The sequence below is a fragment of the Pseudomonas sp. MWU13-2105 genome (assembly GCF_023242315.1).
Classification (GTDB): Bacteria; Pseudomonadota; Gammaproteobacteria; order Pseudomonadales; family Pseudomonadaceae; genus Aquipseudomonas.
In genome coordinates this window covers 1-17,993 of record NZ_JALLIY010000010.1, presented here as the reverse complement: position 1 = coordinate 17,993, position 17,993 = coordinate 1, and the positions used below count along the sequence as shown (strand labels likewise).

Below are 17,993 nucleotides of genomic sequence, written 5' to 3'. Positions count from 1 at the left end.
CAGGCTGACCAAAGCTTGCACGGTACCCACACCCTCGAGCGGCTTTACTCACTGGAATGAAAGCTGCCAAGCCGACTGTCCGCCAGCTTGAATACCACACGCCGCGGGTGATTGATCGAGACCAGATACTCCACCGGCTGCCCCTGGGTGTCGAATATCACCCCCCGATAAACCAGAGCGGACGTCCCGGGATCGACTTCCAGCAACCGCGCCTCCTGATCATTCATTGTGGCAACGCTTAGCGTCCCCTCGTCGCTGTCTATTTCAATCTGATACCGCGCCAACAACAAGGCATACAACGAGGCCCCCTCGATCAGATCCCCCGCAACCAGTTCCGGCACGCGGGCAGCAGGAATATAGCTGGTCTCGATGCAGAACGGCTTTTGGTCCACGGTGCGCAGACGCCTGATGGTCAGTAACACATCCCCTTCCCGAATTTTCAGCAGCTTGGCGACGCGGGCGCTGGCCAGGGTTTGTTCGAAGTAGAGCAATTTGCTGCCGGGCCGGGCCCCGGCTTGCTCAACCACTTCGGCGATGCCTTTGCGCGCCACGGTGTTGAGTGGCCGCTCGACACCCGGAGCGGTCACGAAGGTTCCGCGATTACCTCGACGCTCGAGAACCCCGCGATCGATCAGGGTTTGCAGCGCCTTGCGCAAGGTCATCCGGCTGATCCCCAGGTGTTCGGCCAGATCCCTTTCCGCCGGGATCCGCTCAGTCGGTCCGAACTCAGGGCGCTCCAGCATTTCCAGCAGCGCTTGTACGGCCTGCCAGGCAACCTGTTTGCGTTGGGGCACGGGAAACGCCACATCGGAGGGTTTGGGAGGGGGCACTTTCATGGTCTACATCCTGGATTATTTTTTCTGGCGATCCATTGCGACTGTAAAAAACAAAAACCGACGCAAACCCGCCAACTTGACAATAACAAAGGAAACCCGGCTCAGGAAAACCCTGGAAGCCGCCTGTTCAGTCCATTAGACCACGGGAAAAAAGCCTTGTAATGGTATTTTTCATGGTATAGCTTTTGGTCTAAATGGTGGTCATAAGCAGCAACTTGAACCACCGCAACAAGGCACCAAGGAGCCCACATGGCGATCCAGTTCAACCGGGAAGGTTTTATCGCTTCCTTGCAGCAATCCGTTCAAATCGTCGACGACGCCCAGCAATTTGGCCAGGAGCTGGCAACGCGGATTGACCGCATCTATTTCGTCAGCTGCGGCGCTCCCAACCGCATCATGCTTGGCCTGCAGTACTGGCTTGAGCGCTATAGCCATTCACTGGAAGTGCGTCGTTACTTCCCGGCCGACTTCATCGATATCGATCCGCCGCGCCTGGACGAGCGCACCCTGGTGGTCCTCGCGTCCAAGTCCGGAACAACCCGGGAAACCATCACCGCCGCACGCTTCCTGCAAGGCAAGCCATGCCTGACGGTGGGCGTGACGCAAACCGCCGAGCTGCCGCTGGCCCAAGCCGTTCAACATTGTTTCCTGCTGGGACGCACCGACGAGGCTTACTTTGGCTGCTTCATGATCCTTCAGGCATTGATCGGCGGTATTCTGGCCAAGCGCGAAGGCTGGCCACTGCTGGACAAGCTCACTCGCTCACTCAAAGCGCTGCCGCAGGCGTTGGCCGATGCGGCGATCAACAACGACCAACGGGCCAGCGAAGAGGCACGCCTCTATAAAGATGATCGTGTCATGTACTTCCTCGCGTCGGGGCCGATGTTCACCACCGCCTATGTGTTCGGCGTCTGTGTGGTGATGGAAAGCCAATGGCTGCACTGCCTGCCGGTGGAGGCCGCGGAGTTTTTCCATGGCCCGTTCGAAGCCATCGACGCCTCCACCCCGCTGCTTCTGCTGGTCGGTGAAGATCCCAGTCGAGCACAGATGGAACGCGTCGTGAGCTTCTGCCAGCGCTATACCGAACGGGTCATGGTCTACGACTCCAAGGATTTCCCGATGCCCGGCATCGACCCGGAGATCCGCGCGATTGTCGCGCCCTACGTCGTCGGCATCGCCGCTGAACGTATCGCCGCCCATCTGGCGGTCTGGCACCAGCAACCGCTGACGACTCGCCGCTACATGTGGAAAACGGAGTACTGAGCATGACCAGCTTGATCGCGGTCGGCGATAACACCGTGGATGTGTACCTGGATCGCAATATCGAATATCCGGGCGGGAATGCGCTGAACGTCGCGGTATTCGCTTCCCGACTTGGCGCCCGCAGCGCCTACCTGGGCTGTGTGGGCGATGATCGGCATGGCCGGCACTTGCTCGATTGCCTGAAAAAGGAAGGCGTGGATACTTCCCGTTGCCAAACGCTGCCGGGGACCAATGGCTGGGCCTGTGTCGACAGCCGCGAGGGTGAGCGGGTGTTTCTCGGCAGCGATCCCGGTGTGTGTCGACAATTGCGCCTCAATGCCGAGGATCTGGCCTATCTCAGGCAATTCCCACTGGCACATAGCAGCCTCTACAGCGGTCTCGAAGATCAACTGGCGCAGATTCGGCATGCTAGCGGCTGCCTGTCCTTCGACTTCTCGGACAACTGGGTCGAGTTCGATTGGCCGGCGCTGATCAAGCATGTCGATATCGCTTTTTTCTCGGCAGCCGACCTGCCTGCGCAGAAAGCCTATGAGCTGGCGCTCTCGATGCGGGCCCTGGGCCCGGCAATTGTAGTCATCACTCGCGGGGCTCTGGGCGCCCTCGCGGTCGACGCACAGGGTTTGCAGGAACAACCCAGCCGGCCTTGCGTGTTTGTCGACAGCATGGGCGCCGGCGACGGCTTCATCGCGGCGTTTCTGCTGGCCTGGCAAGCCCGGCACAGCCTCGCGGAGTGCCTGTTGCAAGGCGTCGATTATGCCGCCCGAGTGTGTGGCTGGAGCGGTGGCTTTGGCCATGCTCAAGCCCTGGACGCAGAACGGTCCGAGCAATTGAAACAAGCCTTGAACACTCAAGGCTGACGCATGCTGCCCCGGGCCAACCCCAGGGCTGTTCAACCAACCTGTCGTGGATACCCTGTCGATGAAAAAATGTCTGATCGGTTTGATGCTCGTGGCCAGTCCGCTGATGAGCTGGGGCGCCAGCCAAGAGTTGCGTTTCGGGGTCGACCCCACCTACCCGCCCTTTGAGTCCAAGCAACCGGACGGTTCGCTGACAGGTTTCGATATCGAGTTGGGTGAAAGCCTGTGCACCGAGCTGAAACGTCATTGTGTCTGGGTGGAAAACGCCTTCGACGGGATGGTCTCGGCCCTTAAAGGCAAGAAGTTCGACGGCATCCTGTCGGCCCTGTCGATCACCGAAGAGCGCAAAGCCGAAATCGCTTTCTCCAACACCCTTTATGACACCCCGGCTCGCCTGGTGACCCCTGAAGGCAGTCCCTTGCAGCCAACAGCCGAATCCTTGCGCGGAAAACGCATCGGCGTGCAACAGGGCAGTGTTTTCGAAACCTATGCCAAGCGGATGTGGGGCCTGAAGGGCGTTGAGATCGTGCCCTATCAAAGCAGTGACTTGACCTATTCGGACTTGATCAACGGGCGACTGGACGCCGCCTTCGATGATGCCATCGCGATCTCCGAAGGGTTGCTCAAAAAGCCGATCGGCAAGGGCTTCGGGTATGCCGGGGACGTCGTCAAATCCCCGGAAATCTTCGGCCCCGGAACCGGGATCGGCTTGCGCAAGAACGATACCGCCCTGGCTGGCGAAATCAATCAGGCGCTGGAGCGGATCCACCAGAACGGCACCTATGAGCGCATCGCCAAAAAATACTTCGACTTCGATATCTCGCCGAAATAAACCACCCTGGCGGAGCCTGGAACCATGTTTCTTGAGGGATACGGCCATCTCATTTTCCAGGGCGCGTGGTTGACCGTCCAGGTGGCCACCTGGGCGGCCTGCGTGGCCATCGCGCTGGGGCTGCTGGGCGCGTTGGCCAAACTCTCGCCCCTGGCGCCGCTACGGCTGCTCGCCACGGTCTATACCACGCTGGTACGCAGTGTTCCGGACCTGGTGTTGATGCTGCTCATTTACTACAGCGCGCAAATCGGGCTGAACCAGGTGGCGGAAGCGTTCGACCAGGAAACGTTCCAGTTGAACCCTTACGGCACGGCAATCGGTACGCTCGGATTCATCTACGGTGCCTACTGCGCCGAGACCTTTCGCGGCGCATTCCAGGCCATCCCGTTCGGGCAACTGGAAGCAGCGCGAGCCTATGGCATGAACCACTGGCAAGTGCTGCGGCGTATCCGGTTCCCGCAAATGATGCGTTTCGCCTTGCCCGGCATCGGCAATATCTGGCAAGTGCTGTTGAAAAGTGCCGGTCTGATTTCGCTGCTGGGCCTCAATGACATGGTTCAGGTCGCCAAACAGGCAGGCAATGCGACCTCAAGGCAGATGTTTTTCTACCTGGTGATTGCCGCGATATTTTTTGCCTTTGCGATCTTTTCGAGTCTTGCGCTCAAACACCTTGAGCGACGCTACAACGTCGAACCACCACGGAGAGCGTCATGATCGAGATACTGAAAGAGTTCGGGCCGAACTTCCTGTGGTCCGACGGTTACCGCTGGAGCGGTCTGTCCGTCACGCTCTGGCTATTGGTGACGTCAGCCGTCATCGGTTTGTGCGCGGCGATACCACTGGCACTGATACGCACCTACGGCAGTCAGTGGCTGGCACTGCCCATCCGGCTCTATACCCTGGTGTTTCGTGGTACGCCACTGTTCGTGCAACTGCTGATCATCTATAGCGGGCTGGCCAGCTTGAGCCTTATAAGAGAATCCTCGAGCCTGTGGTGGTTCTTTCGTGACGGCATGCATTGCGTGATTCTGGCTTTGGCCTTGAATACATGCGCTTATACCGTCGAAATTCTCGCCGGCGTGCTGCGCACCACCCCGCGCGGCGAGATCGAGGCAGCCCTGGCACTCGGCATGAGCCGTAGCCAACTGTTCGTTCTCGTACTGATACCGAGCATGTTGCGCCGAGCACTCCCCGCGTACAGTAACGAAGTAATTTTTGTCCTGCACGCCACGGCCATTGCCTTTACCGCAACCGTTCCCGACATCCTGAAAATCGCCACGGATGTCAACGCCGCCACCTTCAAGACCTTTCAGGCCTACGGGATTGCCGCCCTGCTCTACATGTTGCTGGCGTGCGCGCTGGTGGGTGTATTTCGATTGGCAGAACGCCGTCTGCTGGCCTATCAGCGTTTGAACTGAGTCATGAGCATGGTCTGTCAGCTCTGTCTCTCGCTGAGCCTGAGCAACCGATCCACCCCGATAGGTTCCTCGGCCATCAAGGGAATCACCGCATAGCGTCGGGCGTGTTCGCGGGCCACCTGCTCGATTTCCTTGAGTTCATTACGTGCACGCCTGCGCAGCAAAGGTGATCGGGTCCTGGCGGCGGCGATGCTGTTGTTGATCACCCAGGCCCAGGGCTCAATGCCGGCACGACGCAGATCCGCTTCCAGATTGGCCGCTTCGAGTACCGGTGTGGTCTCGGCCAGGGTGACCAGCAAGACCTTGGTTCGCTTCGGGTCTTGAAGTTGCATCATCGGCGTACTGAAATGCCGGTTGCTGCCTGCCATTTGCCGAGCGATATCGCGATGGTAGGCGCCCGTGGCATCGAGCAACAACAGCGTGTGCCCGGTGGGTGCCGTATCCATGACCACAAACTTTTTACCCGCCTCCCGAATAACCCTCGAGAACGCCTGGAAGACCGCGATTTCTTCGGTGCAGGGCGAGCGTAGATCCTCGGCCAACAGCGCTTTTCCTTGCTCATCAAGGCCCGCGCCCTTGGAGGCCATCACTTGATCGCGATAACGTTGGGTTTCAACGTGGGGATCAATGCGGCTGAGCGTGAGGTTGCTCATTGAGCCGACCAGGGTCTCGGCCAGGTGGGCCGCCGGATCGGACGTGGTGAGGTGAACCGGCAACCCCCGGTGCGCCAACTCGACGGCCACCGCCGCCGCCAGGGTGGTTTTACCGACACCGCCCTTGCCCATGACCATCACCAGCCCATGCTCATCGGCGGCAATCTCATCGACCAGATCACTCAAGCTGGGGGCATGCATCTCGACCGTTGCGGGTTCCAATCCTTCAACGGCTTGAACCGCTTCACCAAGCAACTGCTTGAGCGCCTCGATGCCGACCAGATCGAAGGCTTTCAGCGGCAGTTGATCCCTGGGCAGGGCCTTGAGTGCCTCCGGCATATCAGCCAGGGCGGCCTGCTCCCGAGCATACACGGCCGCGGCCAAGGGGTCCGACTCGGCCTCGGTGGCAGGCAATACGCCGTTGACCACCAGGTACTGCTTGCTCAGACCGATGCGCGCGAGTTCCTCATGGGTCCGTGCCGCCTCGCGCAGGGTGGTCGCCTGGGCCCTGGCCACCAAAACCAGTCGAGTGCGGGCCGGATCGGCCAGCGCCGCAACCGCTTGACGATATTGATCCCGCTGTTTGTCGAGCCCCGCCAGTGGCCCCAGGCAGGAAGCATCACCTTGCCCCGCCTCGAGGAAACCGCTCCAGGCCCCGGGCAGCTGGAGCAGGCGAATGGTGTGCCCGGTCGGTGCGGTATCAAAGATGATATGGTCAAAGTCAGCGGTCTGCCGGGAGCCCACCAGCAACCCGGTGAACTCATCAAAGGATGCGATTTCCGTTGTGCAGGCCCCGGACAACTGCTCTTCCATGCCTTTGACCACATCAGCGTCCAGCACGCCGCGCGCCGGCCCGACAATCCGATCACGGTAGGCCTGGACGGCGGCTTGCGGATCGATTTCGAGCGCGGACAAATGGGCCACGGCCGGTACAGGGGTGATCTGGTTGCCAATGCTGAGACCAAATACCTGACCCACGTTGGAGGCCGGGTCGGTACTCACCAGCAGTACGCGCTTGCCTTGGGCGGTCAGCTGCAACGCCGTGGCACAGGCAATCGAGGTTTTGCCGACACCACCTTTGCCGGTGAAGAACAGAAAGCGCGGTGCGTTCTCAAGAAACTGCATGAGTCATTCCTCAGCGATTCGATGGACCAAACTCGTACACGCACACGACCATCGAGCATTTTCACCCAGACTGCCGACACGCCAATCAAGCCGCACACGGTGTGCAATCGTTGGAACATAGCACGACGGCAGCGCTCCGTTTTGGCCGGCGAGCGCCGCCCTCGGCCTTAATCGAGAGGAACCTGATATGAGTCAAAAATCACTGCCGAGCAGCGCCTGGAAGGCGAGGAAAACCAAATCGCCGCCCGTTCTGATCAGCGCAGCGTCAACCCCAGCCCGACCAACAACATGCCGCTCTGGCGCCTGGAAAGGATCGCGCCGGTGAACATGGTAGGCTGGATGATCTGGCAGGCCCGGTGCCCGCCAGGGAATCGTTGAGCATTGCGCGCTCTAGCGCAGCAGGTGCACGACCAAACCAACCAGAGCACAGGCCAGCAGGACCTGAATCACCCCACGTTTGAAGCGAAACAAGGCAATCGCCGCCGCAATCGCGATCAACGCAGAGGGCCAATCGAGGGTGTCGCTGAACCCTTTTGGCCACAGCACGTGATAGCCGAAGAACACCGCTAGATTGAGAATCACCCCAACCACGGCGGCGGTAATCCCGGTCAGCGGCGCGGTGAACTTGAGTTCGTTGTGCGTGGCCTCCACCAGCGGACCACCCACGAGAATGAACAGGAACGATGGTAGAAAGGTAAACCAGGTCACCAGCGTGGCGGCGAGGGCTCCGGCCAGAAATACCTGGTCGGCACCGAACACCTGGGAGACATAGGCGCCGACAAAGCCGACGAAAGCCACCACCATGATCAACGGCCCGGGGGTGGTTTCACCCAGGGCCAGGCCATCGATCATCTGCGTTGGGGTCAGCCATCCATAGTGACCGACCGCGCCCTGGTAGACATAAGGCAGCACCGCATAAGCCCCCCCAAACGTCAGCAGCGCCGCCTTGGTAAAGAACCAGCCCATCTGGGTCAAGGTGCCTTCCCAGCCAAAGAGCACGGTCAGGACGCCCATTGGCAACGCCCACAACGTAGCGCCGACGAGTACCAGCACGGCCAGTTTTACCCAGCTGAATCGGGCATGCTCAGGGGACGGGGTATCGTCATCGATCAAGGCCGGGCCATAAGACTTCTTGGCGGCGCTATGCCCGCCGACCCTGAACTTTTCCGGGGCAAGGCGTCCACCCAGGTAACCGAGCAACGCCGCGCTCAGCACGATCAGCGGGAAAGGAACATCAAAGGCAAATATCGCCACGAATGAGGCAGCCGCAATGGCCCACAGCCAACCGCTCTTCAACGCTCGGGAACCGATCCGATGAGCCGCCTGCACCACGATGGCCGTGACGGCCGGCTTGATGCCATAGAAAAGACCCGCCACCGCAGGGACGTCGCCGAACGCGATGTACATCCAGGACAAGGCAATCAGGATGAACAACGAGGGCAATATGAAGAGCCCTCCGGCAATCACGCCGCCCCGGGTTCGATGCATCAGCCAGCCGATGTAGGTTGCCAACTGCTGAGCCTCCGGCCCGGGGAGCAACATGCAGAAGTTGAGGGCATGCAGGAAGCGCCGTTCGGAGATCCAGCGCCGTCGCTCCACCAACTCCTGGTGCATGATCGAGATCTGCCCCGCAGGCCCACCGAAGCTGATGAAGCCGAGCTTCAACCAGAACCAGAACGCCTCACGCAAACTGATCGTTTCAGGTCTTGGCAGGTCCTCTTCAAGGACTGATGGGGAAACCTTACTCATTGTGCTGTTCCTCTTTCACAAACACCGCGAGCAGACCGTCGAAGATGGCACTCGCAGCCGCCAGCAGATGGTCGTCGTGACCAATGGTTTCACGTAATCCGGCCAGCACCCGTTCGATCCCCACCGCCTCGACCGGCTGGACACCGCCGATGTCGAGGTAATGCACCAGGGCAGCCACGCGCCCCAGACCGGGCGCATGGAGTTCAAAACAGGCTTGCAGGGTTTCGAAGGTCACGCGGTTGCCGACGTGACTGAAGGTCGCTTCATCGAAATCAAAACCCAGCGCGTCGACCGGACAATCCTGCGGGCTGTCCAGCCAGAGGATCCGAGCGCCGGGGTCAATGAACCGACGGATCAACCAGGCACAAGCCAGGCGGTCAACCCAGGGCCGCTTGCGGGTTGCCCAGACACGCCCCTGGTAATCGCCTGGGTTGAGTACGGTTATGGGCAGGTCTCGGCTATGGGGTTCGTCCGTCGACAAGGCCCTGCTGACCGCCGTCTCAAGCGCCTGCAAGGCCGCGTCGACTTGCTGCTTCGGTTGGCCAGGAAAGTAGTCGATGCTGGCCAGCTGTTCGTAGCTTTTGCGCAGCTTGCGAATCTGCTTTGTGCTGGACAGTGCATTCTCGGCAGTGAGTTGTCCCCGACATTCCTCGATTTCAGTACGCAGCTTGCTGTAATCCTCGTTGCGATCGAACAATCCGATAAAACGTTCACCGTCTGGATCCACCACAGGCAGGACATAGGCGGTGCCATTGATGGCCAAGATATCGCGCTCAACCGCGACCAACGCCTCTCGACAGGCAGCGGTATCTGGCAACAGGTAGGCACCATCGCGCAAAACCGCGGCCCCGGAAGCTTTCAGCGCACGCCAGGCGCGCATGCGCTCGGTCGCATTTGCGGTCGGTAATCCCAGGATCAGAATCAGCCAATTTTTCATGTAGCATCAGATCGTAAAAATGTAGATATACCTACATTATTCTTCCATTGAGAAATTGGAAAGCTGTTTCGACCGGACGCGCGCCGTCCAAACCGCTCACTGCCAGCCGAAGCGACGAATGTAGTAACGTTTCATCAGCGTCGTGAGACCGAAATAGCCCAGCAGGATGGCAGCCAGCCAGCCGAAATAGGCCAATGGCAGAGCCTGCAGCTTGAAGTATGGCGCCAGCGCGCCCATCGGCAGCCACAGGCCCAGCAGCATGATCACCCCGGTCATCACCAGCAGCGGCGCAGCCGCCCAACTCTGCACGAAGGGTAGCCGGGGCGTGCGGATGAGGTGCACGATCAGTGTCTGGGTCAACAGACCGACGACGAACCAGCCGGTCTGGAACAGCCCTTGCCGCGCGACGCTGTCGGCGGCGAACACCCACCACATCACGCCGAAGGCGACGATGTCGAACAATGACGACAACGGCCCGAAGAACAGCATGAAACGGCCGATATCGGCCGGGTTCCACTGCAACGGCCTGGCCACCAGCTCGGCATCCACCCGGTCGAATGGAATGCCGGTCTGCGACACGTCGTAGAGCAGGTTCTGCAGCAGTAACTGCAACGGCAGCATCGGCAGGAATGGCAACAAGGCACTGGCCACCAGCACCGAGAGCACGTTACCGAAGTTCGAACTGGCGGTCATGCGGATGTACTTGAGCATGTTGCAGAAGGTGGTGCGGCCCTCGATCACCCCTTCATCCAGCACCAGCAGGCTCTTTTCCAGCAGGATGATGTCGGCCGCCTCCTTGGCGATGTCCACCGCTGTGTCCACCGAGATACCGATGTCGGCGGCGCGCAGGGCCGGTGCGTCGTTGATGCCGTCGCCGATGAAGCCGACGATGTGGCCCTTGGCGCGCAGGGCCCGGACGATACGCTCCTTGTGCAACGGCGCGAGCTTGCTGAACACGTCGTGCTGCTCGGCGGCGACCTGCAGGGCGGCGTCATCCATGGCCTCCACCTGCGCACCGAGCAATATCGGCGTGCTCGGCAAGCCGACCTGGGCGCACACGTGCGCGGTCACGGCGGCGTTGTCGCCGCTCAGCACCTTGACCCGGATGCCGTGCGCGGCCAGGGCCTTGAGTGCCGGAGCGGCGGACTCCTTGGGCGGGTCGAGGAAGGCGATGATGCCCACCAGCACCAGGCCGGCCTCATCGGCCACGGCATAGGTCGTCTGTTCCGGCGGCAGTTCCTTCATGGCCACCGCGACCACCCGCAGGCCCTCGGCACCCAGCTCGCGGGTGTAGGCCTGCACACGAGCAAGCGCCGCGGCATCCAGCGGCGCATCCGCGGACAGCGGGCCGGCCGGGGCGACACGGACATGGCTGCAGATCGACAGCACCTCCTCCAGCGCGCCCTTGCAGATCAACTCGTGGTGCTCGCCCCGCTCGTCGCGCTCGGCCACCACCACCGACATGCGCCGGCGCACGAAGTCGAAGGGAATCTCGTCGATCTTGCGGTAGGCCTCCTCGAGCTTGAGCTCCTCGGCCAGTTCGACGTTATCGAGCACCGCATGGTCGAGCAGGTTTTTCAGGCCGGTCTGGTAGTAGCTGTTGAGAAAGGCAAAATTCAGGACTTCAACCGAAACCTGGCCGTAGGCATCGGTGTGGCGTGCGACGGCGATCTTGTCCTGGGTCAGCGTCCCGGTCTTGTCGGTGCACAACACGTCCATCGCCCCGAGGTTCTGGATCGCATCCAGGCGCTTGACCACCACCTTGCGGCGCGACAGCAGCACCGCGCCCTTGGCCAGCGTGGAGGTGACTATCATCGGCAGCATTTCGGGGGTAAGGCCCACCGCGACCGATACGGCGAAGAGGAACGCCTGCAGCCAGTCGCCCTTGGTCAAGCCGTTGAGGACGAAGACGATGGGCACCATGACCGCGGCGAAGCGGATCAGCAGCCAACTCACGCTGTTGACCCCGGCCTGGAAGGCATTGGGCATCGGGTCGACCGTCAGGGCGCTGGCCGCGAGCACGCCGAAGTAGGTGCGCGAGCCGGTCGTCAGGACCAGAGCCGTGGCGGAGCCGGAGACGATGCTGGTGCCCATGAACAGCAGGTTCAGCGCCTCCAGCGGCCCGGCCGCAACCTCCGGCGGCGCGACGAACTTCTCCACCGGCGCGGATTCGCCGGTCATCGCCGCTTGCGCCACGAACAGGTCGCGCGCCGTCAGCACGCGGCAATCGGCCGGGACCATGTCGCCCGCGGACAGCACCACCAGGTCGCCGGCCACCAGTTCGCGCACCGGGATGTCTTGCCGCAGCGGGGTATTCGGCGTGGCGACCTGATGGCGAATCACGCTGGCGGTATTGCCCACCAGCGAGCGCAAGCCCTCGGCGGCCTTGTGCGAGCGGCCTTCCTGCACGAAGCGCAGCAGCGTGCTCAGGCTCACCATCAGGCCGATGACCAGCGTGGCCCTGGCGTCCGCGCTCAGCCAGGACAGGCCGGCCAGCACCGTCAGCAGCAGGTTGAACGGGTTCAGGTAACAACGCCACAGCCGTAGCCAGCCCGGCAACGGCTTATCGTGGTCCACCTCGTTGGGACCGTCGTGCGCCAGGCGTTTGGCGGCCTCGCCGAGCGCCAGGCCCGCGACGCCGGAACCCAGCCGGAGCAGTGCCTCGGCTTGCGGCTCGGCGGCGGCGCGCAGCAGGTCGACGGCGAGCTGCCCGGACGCCGCCGGCGCATGGCCGGCGGCCAGGGTACCGAGCATCGGCCGCCGGCGGAAATGCCGCAGGGCGCGGCGGCGGCGCAGGAAACTACTGAAGCCTTGCGTGAGAAGCTTCATCTTGGCTCCACTCGCATCCACGCCAGCGCCGGGCGGGTCAGCCATGACACGCTCATCTCGTTTCCCCCAAATGCTCAATAGTGCGAGCGCTGTATGACGTTTTGTTGGTCAATCTGTATCTAACATACTCGCTTTGCCCGCCCTATTATCGTGCGCTCCATCAGATGCCTACCATCTGCCTCCAGGAGTTACGCCATGCCCGAACTGTCCAACCTGCTTGCCTACGGCCTGATCTCACTCGGCATGGTGCTGACTCCCGGGCCGAACATGATCTACCTCATCTCGCGGTCGATCTGCCAGGGCCGCATGGCCGGACTGATTTCCCTGGGCGGCGTGGCCTTGGGTTTCGTCGTCTACATGTTTTGCGCCGCATTGGGCATCACCGCCCTGCTCCTGGCGGTTCCCTACGCCTATGACGTCCTGCGCCTCGGCGGCGCGCTCTACCTGCTCTACCTGGCCTGGCAGGCGGTCAAGCCCGGCGGCCGCTCGCCGTTCCAGGTGCGCGACCTGCCCAAGGACAGCCCGCGCAAGCTGTTCACCATGGGCTTTGTCACCAACCTGTTGAATCCCAAAGTCGCGGTCATGTATTTGTCATTGTTGCCCCAATTCATCGACCCGGTCGGCCACGACAGCGTGCTGACGCAATCCCTTGCACTCGGCTTTACCCAGATCGTCATCAGCGTCAGTGTCAACGCGGTGATTGCCATCATGGCGGGCTCCATCGCGGCATTTCTCGCCAACAGGCCGGTGTGGCAGATCGTCCAGCGCTGGCTGATGAGCACGGTCCTTACCGGCCTGGCCGTGCGCATGGTCGTCGAGGGGCGGCGCTAAAGCCGGCGGTTTGCGCTTGAACGCAAAAGGGCGACAAGCATCAGCCGCCCTCGCCGATCAGGATATCCTCGAAGAATGCCCCCACCGCTTCGGTGGGATGGCATAGCTGGATTTCCAGGACCCAGACCATCTCGCTCGGCACGAGCTCCAGCTCGGCCAGCTTCTCCTGCCCGAACAAGGCGTGGGGGAAATCGGCGATACGGTGTCCGGCCAGGTTGCGCTCCAGCCGCCAGCCCTTCGAGGCGGCACTGCGTTCGGCGAAGTCATACAGCTCGCGGCCGGTCAGCCCCTGGTGCCAGGCCTCGCGGGTTTCGTCGAACACTTCGTGCAAGGCCTTGACGCACGCCTGGTGCAACGGGTGTTCACCGAACACGAAGGTGTCGCCATAGTCGCCTTCATAGCCATCCCAGACCGGGCCGAGATCGACCACGGCGATATCGGTCGCGCGCAGCTTGCGTTGCGGATCGATGCCCTGGCGTGGCGTGCGCACGGTGTCTTCGCCAAAGCGGATGTAGGTCGGATGCCAAGTGTGCGACGCGCCCATGGCCCGCAGTTGCCGGTCGGCCATCTCAAGCGCCTCGGCGGTGCTCATGCCGACCCGCAGTCGACTGGCAATCGAGGCCAGGGCGCGGACCGATTGCTCGCGGGCGGCCAGCATGCCGTCCAGGGAATAGCGCGGGCCGACTTTTTCCCAGACCGGATCCAGCGATTTGGCCGCCGACTCGGCTCGCGACAGGCCACTGGGCACAAAGGCTTCCGCGACAAACCGGTGAGCCGGCACGCCCGCCGCGAGGCAGTGCTCACGGACCGCGCGGATCATCGAGCCGTTACCGCAGGCATAGACCTGGGCATCCGCCCAAGGATGCGCCCGCGCAAAGGCAACCTGCTGCACCCGACCCGCCGACGACAGCACAGGATGCCAGGAAAAACGCGGGTGCTCGGTACAGGCCTGGTCGAGGAATTCACGGTCGTAAAAGTCCTCCGGTTGCGAGCCGCCCCAGTACAACGTCACCTCGGCATCCCGGGCCAGTGCGGTCAGCAGCAGCGGCTTGACCCCGGCGTAGCCGGTTCCCGTGGCAAACAGCAGCACGGGAAGAGCGTCTTCGTGCTGCCAGGTACAAGCCCCCAATGGGCCTTCGAGGGTCAACGCGTGACCGACGTCCAGCGTTGCCAGGATCTGCTCGGAAAACAGTCCACCGCTGACCCGGCGAATCTGGAAGACCAACCGGCCACCCTCCTCTGCCGGGAGATTGGCAATCGAGAAACAACGGCTGTCGCCATCGTCGAGACGAAACCTGACGTACTGGCCGGCGCGCACCTCAAGCGGCGCCAGCGTTTCCGGCATCAGCACCAGCTCGGTGATATCGCCGCCCAGTGCGCGCTTGCTCAGGACCCGTGCGGGGATTTCCAGCGTGGGCGTGTCCAGCGACCAGCCGGGGATTTCCAGGCGCATATCGGCGCAGGCGTGGCTCTGGCACAAGAGCATTTCATCGGCGGCAAGCGGGTAGGAAGGGGCCGGGGCATCCGCGGCCAGGAGCTTGTCACGATACTGCCCCGCCAGCACCTTGACCTTGCACGAACCACAGGCCCCGCGACGGCACGAGAACGGCACCGACAAGCCGCTGGCAAGCATGGCATCGAGCAACAACTCTTCACCGGCTTCGAAGGTTTTGCCCGAGGGCGACAACTCAATGACATGGCGTGTGTGCATAAGGACCTCGGGGTGAATGAGGTGCAATTGTTGCGTTAGACTAGGACCATTAAAACCTCCAGTTTTGGATAATTCAGATGGTCCAGATGCGTAAATGGCGACCCTTGCTCAAGCTGGAGGAGACCACGGCTCAAGCGTCCTACCGCAAGATTGTCGAAGGCCTCGTGAGCGCGATTGTCGACGGGCGCCTCACACCCGGGACGCTGCTGCCGGGGACGCGGGAAATGGCGCGGCTGCTCGACGTCAACCGCAAGACCGTGATCCTGGCGTACGAGGAAGCCATGACCAAGGGCTGGCTGGTCAGCGAACCGCGCCGGGGCACCTTCGTCAACGCGCAACTGGCGCCCATGGCCAAGACCCGCGGCGCCCCGCCGTCCTTCGCGCTGGAACTGCGGGCGCAACCCGCCGTGGCGTATTTCACTCCGGGCCAGCAAGCGACGGCACTGCAATATCAGCCCGGGGCGCTGTTCTTCGATAATGGCGCCTGTGACCACCGTCTGCTGCCGCAAGCCGTCCTGCATCGCTACTACCGCAATGCGCTGCGCAAGAGCTTCGTGTCCAATACCGTGCGCCACGGTAGCGACGGCACCAGTCATGCGTTGCGCCGGGCACTGGCCGAGATGCTGCGCAACAATCGCGGCCTGGCCGTCGAGGCCGAGCAGATCTGCCTGACCCAGGGCGTCCAGATGTCGCTGTACCTGAGCGCCAGCGCGCTGCTGGAACCCGGTGACGTGGTGCTGGTGGAACGCCTGAGCTATCCGCCGGCGTGGGAGATATTCCGCAGACTGGGAGCGCAATTGGTGACCGTGGACCTGGACAACGAAGGCTGCCGGGTCGATCAGATCGATGAGCTGTGTCGCCAGCATAAGGTGCGGATGATCTATCTCACGCCCCATCACCAGTTCCCCACCACGGTCAGCCTGCACGCCGGGCGTCGGCAACAGTTGCTGGCGCTGGCCAAGCAGCATGACTTCTGCGTGATCGAGGAAGACTACGACTACGAGTATCACTTTGACGGTCGGCCCTATCTGCCCCTCGCCAGCGACAGCAGCCAGCGGCATGTGATCTATATCGGCTCGCTGTCCAAGTCACTGGGCTCGACGTTCCGTTGCAGCTATGTGGTGGCGCCCGCCAATGTGATCGAGGTGCTGAATCGAAATGCCGCGTTGATACTCGGCCAGGGGGATGCGGTGGCGCAGCAGATGCTCACGGACCTGATCAATGACGGCGAATTGAAGAAGCACCTGCGTCGGGTTTCGAAGGAATATCGACGGCGTCGGGAAACCCTGCAGCGTTGCCTGGTGGAGGGTTTTGGCGAGCGGATTTCCGTGCAGGAGCCCGAAGGCGGCCTGGCGCTGTGGGTCCGTTTTGCCGAGGAAATAAACGTCGGCCGACTGGTGGAGAAAGCCCTGGAGCTCGACCTGGTGGTACGTAACAGCCGCCACTTCTCGCCCATGGACCAAGCGGAGAATGCGCTGCGCTTGGGCTTTGCCTCGCTGGACCGGGATGAGATCCGCCAGGCGACCCTGCGTTTGGCGCAGGCGGCGAAGGCCATCAGCCGGTAAGCAGCGCCCATTGAAATATTCTGTAACCCCCTCGATTTGGCAGGGGCGGGGGTAACGCGTTCAATGGGCGTTTTTTGCAAGGAGCGGGTTATGCCTACCAGTCAAATCATTCTGATGGCTATCTTTGGGATCGTTGTCATCGCCTGGGGCATCAGGCAGGACATGAAGAACCATAAAAAGGAAAAGGCAGCGCGGCAGGCCCGGGGCGACACCGGGATTTAATCGGGTTCGCCTCACTGTTTCTCCCGAAAAAACAAAGCCCAGCATCAAGCTGGGCTTTTTCATGCCTTGACCTCAGTTTTTCGGAGGCGCCTTGAGGTTATCCAACCGACCGCTCTCCAGCAAAGCCTTGTACTTCAACGCATCCGCTTCACTGTGATAGACGCCGACCAGCACATCACCTTGATAGACATCCCACATCCTGACGCCCGCGTTATTGGCGTCGTGGGACATGTGATCTTCATCGCGTTCTTTGACCGTAATGACCATTGGCACATCCTCGGGTTGAGGCAGGTAAGGTATTTTTTACTCCTGTTGCTCCCAAGATTCCATACTCCAGGCCTTGGAAACGGGGGCGCTTTATGGGCCGGCGACCTCAACCATCTGGAGGGTTGCCCAACGCCGGCGATAGCTGATTGGAGGGAGACGCACCCTCCAGCAAGGCGTCCACCACCGCACGCGCTACCTCCACCGAATGCAGCATGCCCCAGAACAATGTCCGCTCGACGGGGTTGGTGTGCAGGCTGATTTCGTCGCCATTGAGTTCCGCCGTTTCGAGCAGATTGGAAACGTAGACCAGGGCGTCCTGGGCGGTGATGCCGGGTTGGATGGCGAATAGCGTGGGTTTGTACGGGGCTTCGGGGGTGACGGGTTTGGCGCAGGTGAATGCGAGGGTATCGAGCAAACGGGGGGTGTTTGCGGGGGCTGGTTCGGATTCGTTGGATGGAGTGTCCGGGAGCTTACGCAGGTATGTCTCTTTATCCGCAGTGCTGAGGGTTTTGCAAACGACAGGCGGATCGGGGGTGATATAGCGGCATTCCTATTCGGGTTCAGGAGTTCGCCACTTTCCGCGTTCAAACAAAAGGTGGCGGACCGTACGCAGGTTGAACGACCGGGAATAGGAACCGGCAGGCCGAAGCCTCCTGCGCACAGCCCGCCATAACGCGAGCACAAAAATACCGCTTTCGCGGCGCTGTGCGCCTATTCATTTCCGGGCGTTCAAACCCGTGTCGCTGAATTTGCAGCGACACTTGAGCAGTAGCCCCGACGTTTGGCGCAAGCAATATTCCCCCATGCCTGAACCGCGTAGGAAATATGAGTTTTTTTGGACAGTCATTTGATCGTGTCCCAGGAAGTGGTGTAACTCATCATGGCTCTGGCCACTGAG

16 protein-coding genes are annotated in these 17,993 nt (G+C 61.5%); 8 read left to right on the top strand and 8 right to left on the bottom strand.

Annotated features, from left to right (window positions below; all coding sequences use genetic code 11):
- Positions 1-44: 44 nt before the first annotated feature.
- Positions 45-836 (bottom strand): GntR family transcriptional regulator, encoded by a 792-nt coding sequence (locus M5B96_RS15755; protein ID WP_248797652.1) that lies wholly within the window; start codon positions 834-836, stop codon positions 45-47.
- 249 nt (positions 837-1,085) lie between these two features.
- On the opposite strand from M5B96_RS15755, the gene M5B96_RS15750 reads away from it, so the two are divergent.
- The 5 genes from M5B96_RS15750 (at position 1,086) to hisM (ending at position 5,206) form a co-directional block, all read left to right on the top strand.
- A complete protein-coding gene (locus M5B96_RS15750) occupies positions 1,086-2,099 on the top strand; it encodes an SIS domain-containing protein (RefSeq protein WP_248797651.1) in 1,014 nt (337 codons plus the stop codon).
- A gap of 2 nt (positions 2,100-2,101) precedes the next feature.
- Entirely contained in the window at positions 2,102-2,956 is an 855-nt protein-coding gene (locus tag M5B96_RS15745; protein WP_248797650.1) for a PfkB family carbohydrate kinase, read from the top strand.
- A gap of 61 nt (positions 2,957-3,017) precedes the next feature.
- The gene (locus M5B96_RS15740) at positions 3,018-3,788 is read left to right on the top strand and encodes an ABC transporter substrate-binding protein (protein WP_248797649.1); all 771 of its coding nucleotides are present in this window, start codon (positions 3,018-3,020) and stop codon (positions 3,786-3,788) included.
- Positions 3,789-3,812: 24 nt separating this feature from the next.
- Entirely contained in the window at positions 3,813-4,502 is a 690-nt protein-coding gene (locus M5B96_RS15735) for an ABC transporter permease (RefSeq protein ID WP_248797648.1), read from the top strand.
- Positions 4,499-5,206 carry a histidine ABC transporter permease HisM gene (gene hisM / locus M5B96_RS15730; protein ID WP_248797647.1) on the top strand — a complete coding sequence of 236 codons (708 nt, stop codon included), beginning with the start codon at positions 4,499-4,501 and terminating at the stop codon, positions 5,204-5,206. The genes M5B96_RS15735 and hisM overlap by 4 nt, the downstream gene beginning before the upstream one ends.
- Before the next feature lie 17 nt (positions 5,207-5,223).
- Here the strand turns inward: hisM and arsA are convergent, their stop codons facing one another.
- From arsA to mgtA, 4 genes are all read right to left on the bottom strand, one after another.
- A complete protein-coding gene (gene arsA, locus M5B96_RS15725) occupies positions 5,224-6,984 on the bottom strand; it encodes an arsenical pump-driving ATPase (protein ID WP_248797646.1) in 1,761 nt (586 codons plus the stop codon).
- A gap of 390 nt (positions 6,985-7,374) precedes the next feature.
- Positions 7,375-8,733 (bottom strand): chromate efflux transporter, encoded by a 1,359-nt coding sequence (gene chrA, locus M5B96_RS15720; protein WP_248797645.1) that lies wholly within the window; start codon positions 8,731-8,733, stop codon positions 7,375-7,377.
- Positions 8,726-9,670 (bottom strand): chromate resistance protein ChrB domain-containing protein, encoded by a 945-nt coding sequence (locus M5B96_RS15715; protein WP_248797644.1) that lies wholly within the window; start codon positions 9,668-9,670, stop codon positions 8,726-8,728. Before M5B96_RS15715 ends, chrA begins: the two co-directional genes overlap by 8 nt.
- Positions 9,671-9,766: 96 nt before the next feature.
- Positions 9,767-12,499, bottom strand: coding sequence for a magnesium-translocating P-type ATPase (gene mgtA / locus M5B96_RS15710; RefSeq protein ID WP_248797643.1), 2,733 nt, complete (start codon positions 12,497-12,499; stop codon positions 9,767-9,769).
- Between the two features lie 195 nt (positions 12,500-12,694).
- On the opposite strand from mgtA, the gene M5B96_RS15705 reads away from it, so the two are divergent.
- Positions 12,695-13,330, top strand: coding sequence for a LysE family translocator (locus M5B96_RS15705; protein WP_248797642.1), 636 nt, complete (start codon positions 12,695-12,697; stop codon positions 13,328-13,330).
- Between the two features lie 40 nt (positions 13,331-13,370).
- Here M5B96_RS15705 and M5B96_RS15700 read toward each other — a convergent pair whose 3' ends face one another.
- Positions 13,371-15,041 carry an NAD(P)H dependent flavin oxidoreductase family protein gene (locus tag M5B96_RS15700; RefSeq protein WP_248797641.1) on the bottom strand — a complete coding sequence of 557 codons (1,671 nt, stop codon included), beginning with the start codon at positions 15,039-15,041 and terminating at the stop codon, positions 13,371-13,373.
- Between the two features lie 77 nt (positions 15,042-15,118).
- Between M5B96_RS15700 and M5B96_RS15695 the strand changes: the two genes are divergently transcribed.
- Together M5B96_RS15695 and M5B96_RS32535 are read left to right on the top strand one after the other, a co-directional pair.
- The gene (locus M5B96_RS15695; protein ID WP_248797640.1) at positions 15,119-16,606 is read left to right on the top strand and encodes a PLP-dependent aminotransferase family protein; all 1,488 of its coding nucleotides are present in this window, start codon (positions 15,119-15,121) and stop codon (positions 16,604-16,606) included.
- 90 nt (positions 16,607-16,696) lie between these two features.
- The gene (locus tag M5B96_RS32535; protein WP_263859593.1) at positions 16,697-16,828 is read left to right on the top strand and encodes a hypothetical protein; all 132 of its coding nucleotides are present in this window, start codon (positions 16,697-16,699) and stop codon (positions 16,826-16,828) included.
- A gap of 72 nt (positions 16,829-16,900) precedes the next feature.
- Here M5B96_RS32535 and M5B96_RS15690 read toward each other — a convergent pair whose 3' ends face one another.
- A complete protein-coding gene (locus tag M5B96_RS15690) occupies positions 16,901-17,095 on the bottom strand; it encodes a hypothetical protein (protein ID WP_248797639.1) in 195 nt (64 codons plus the stop codon).
- A 106-nt stretch (positions 17,096-17,201) separates the two neighbouring features.
- Complete coding sequence (locus M5B96_RS15685) at positions 17,202-17,573, bottom strand: hypothetical protein (RefSeq protein WP_248797883.1); 372 nt, start codon at positions 17,571-17,573, stop codon at positions 17,202-17,204.
- Between the last annotated feature and the right edge of the window lie 420 nt (positions 17,574-17,993).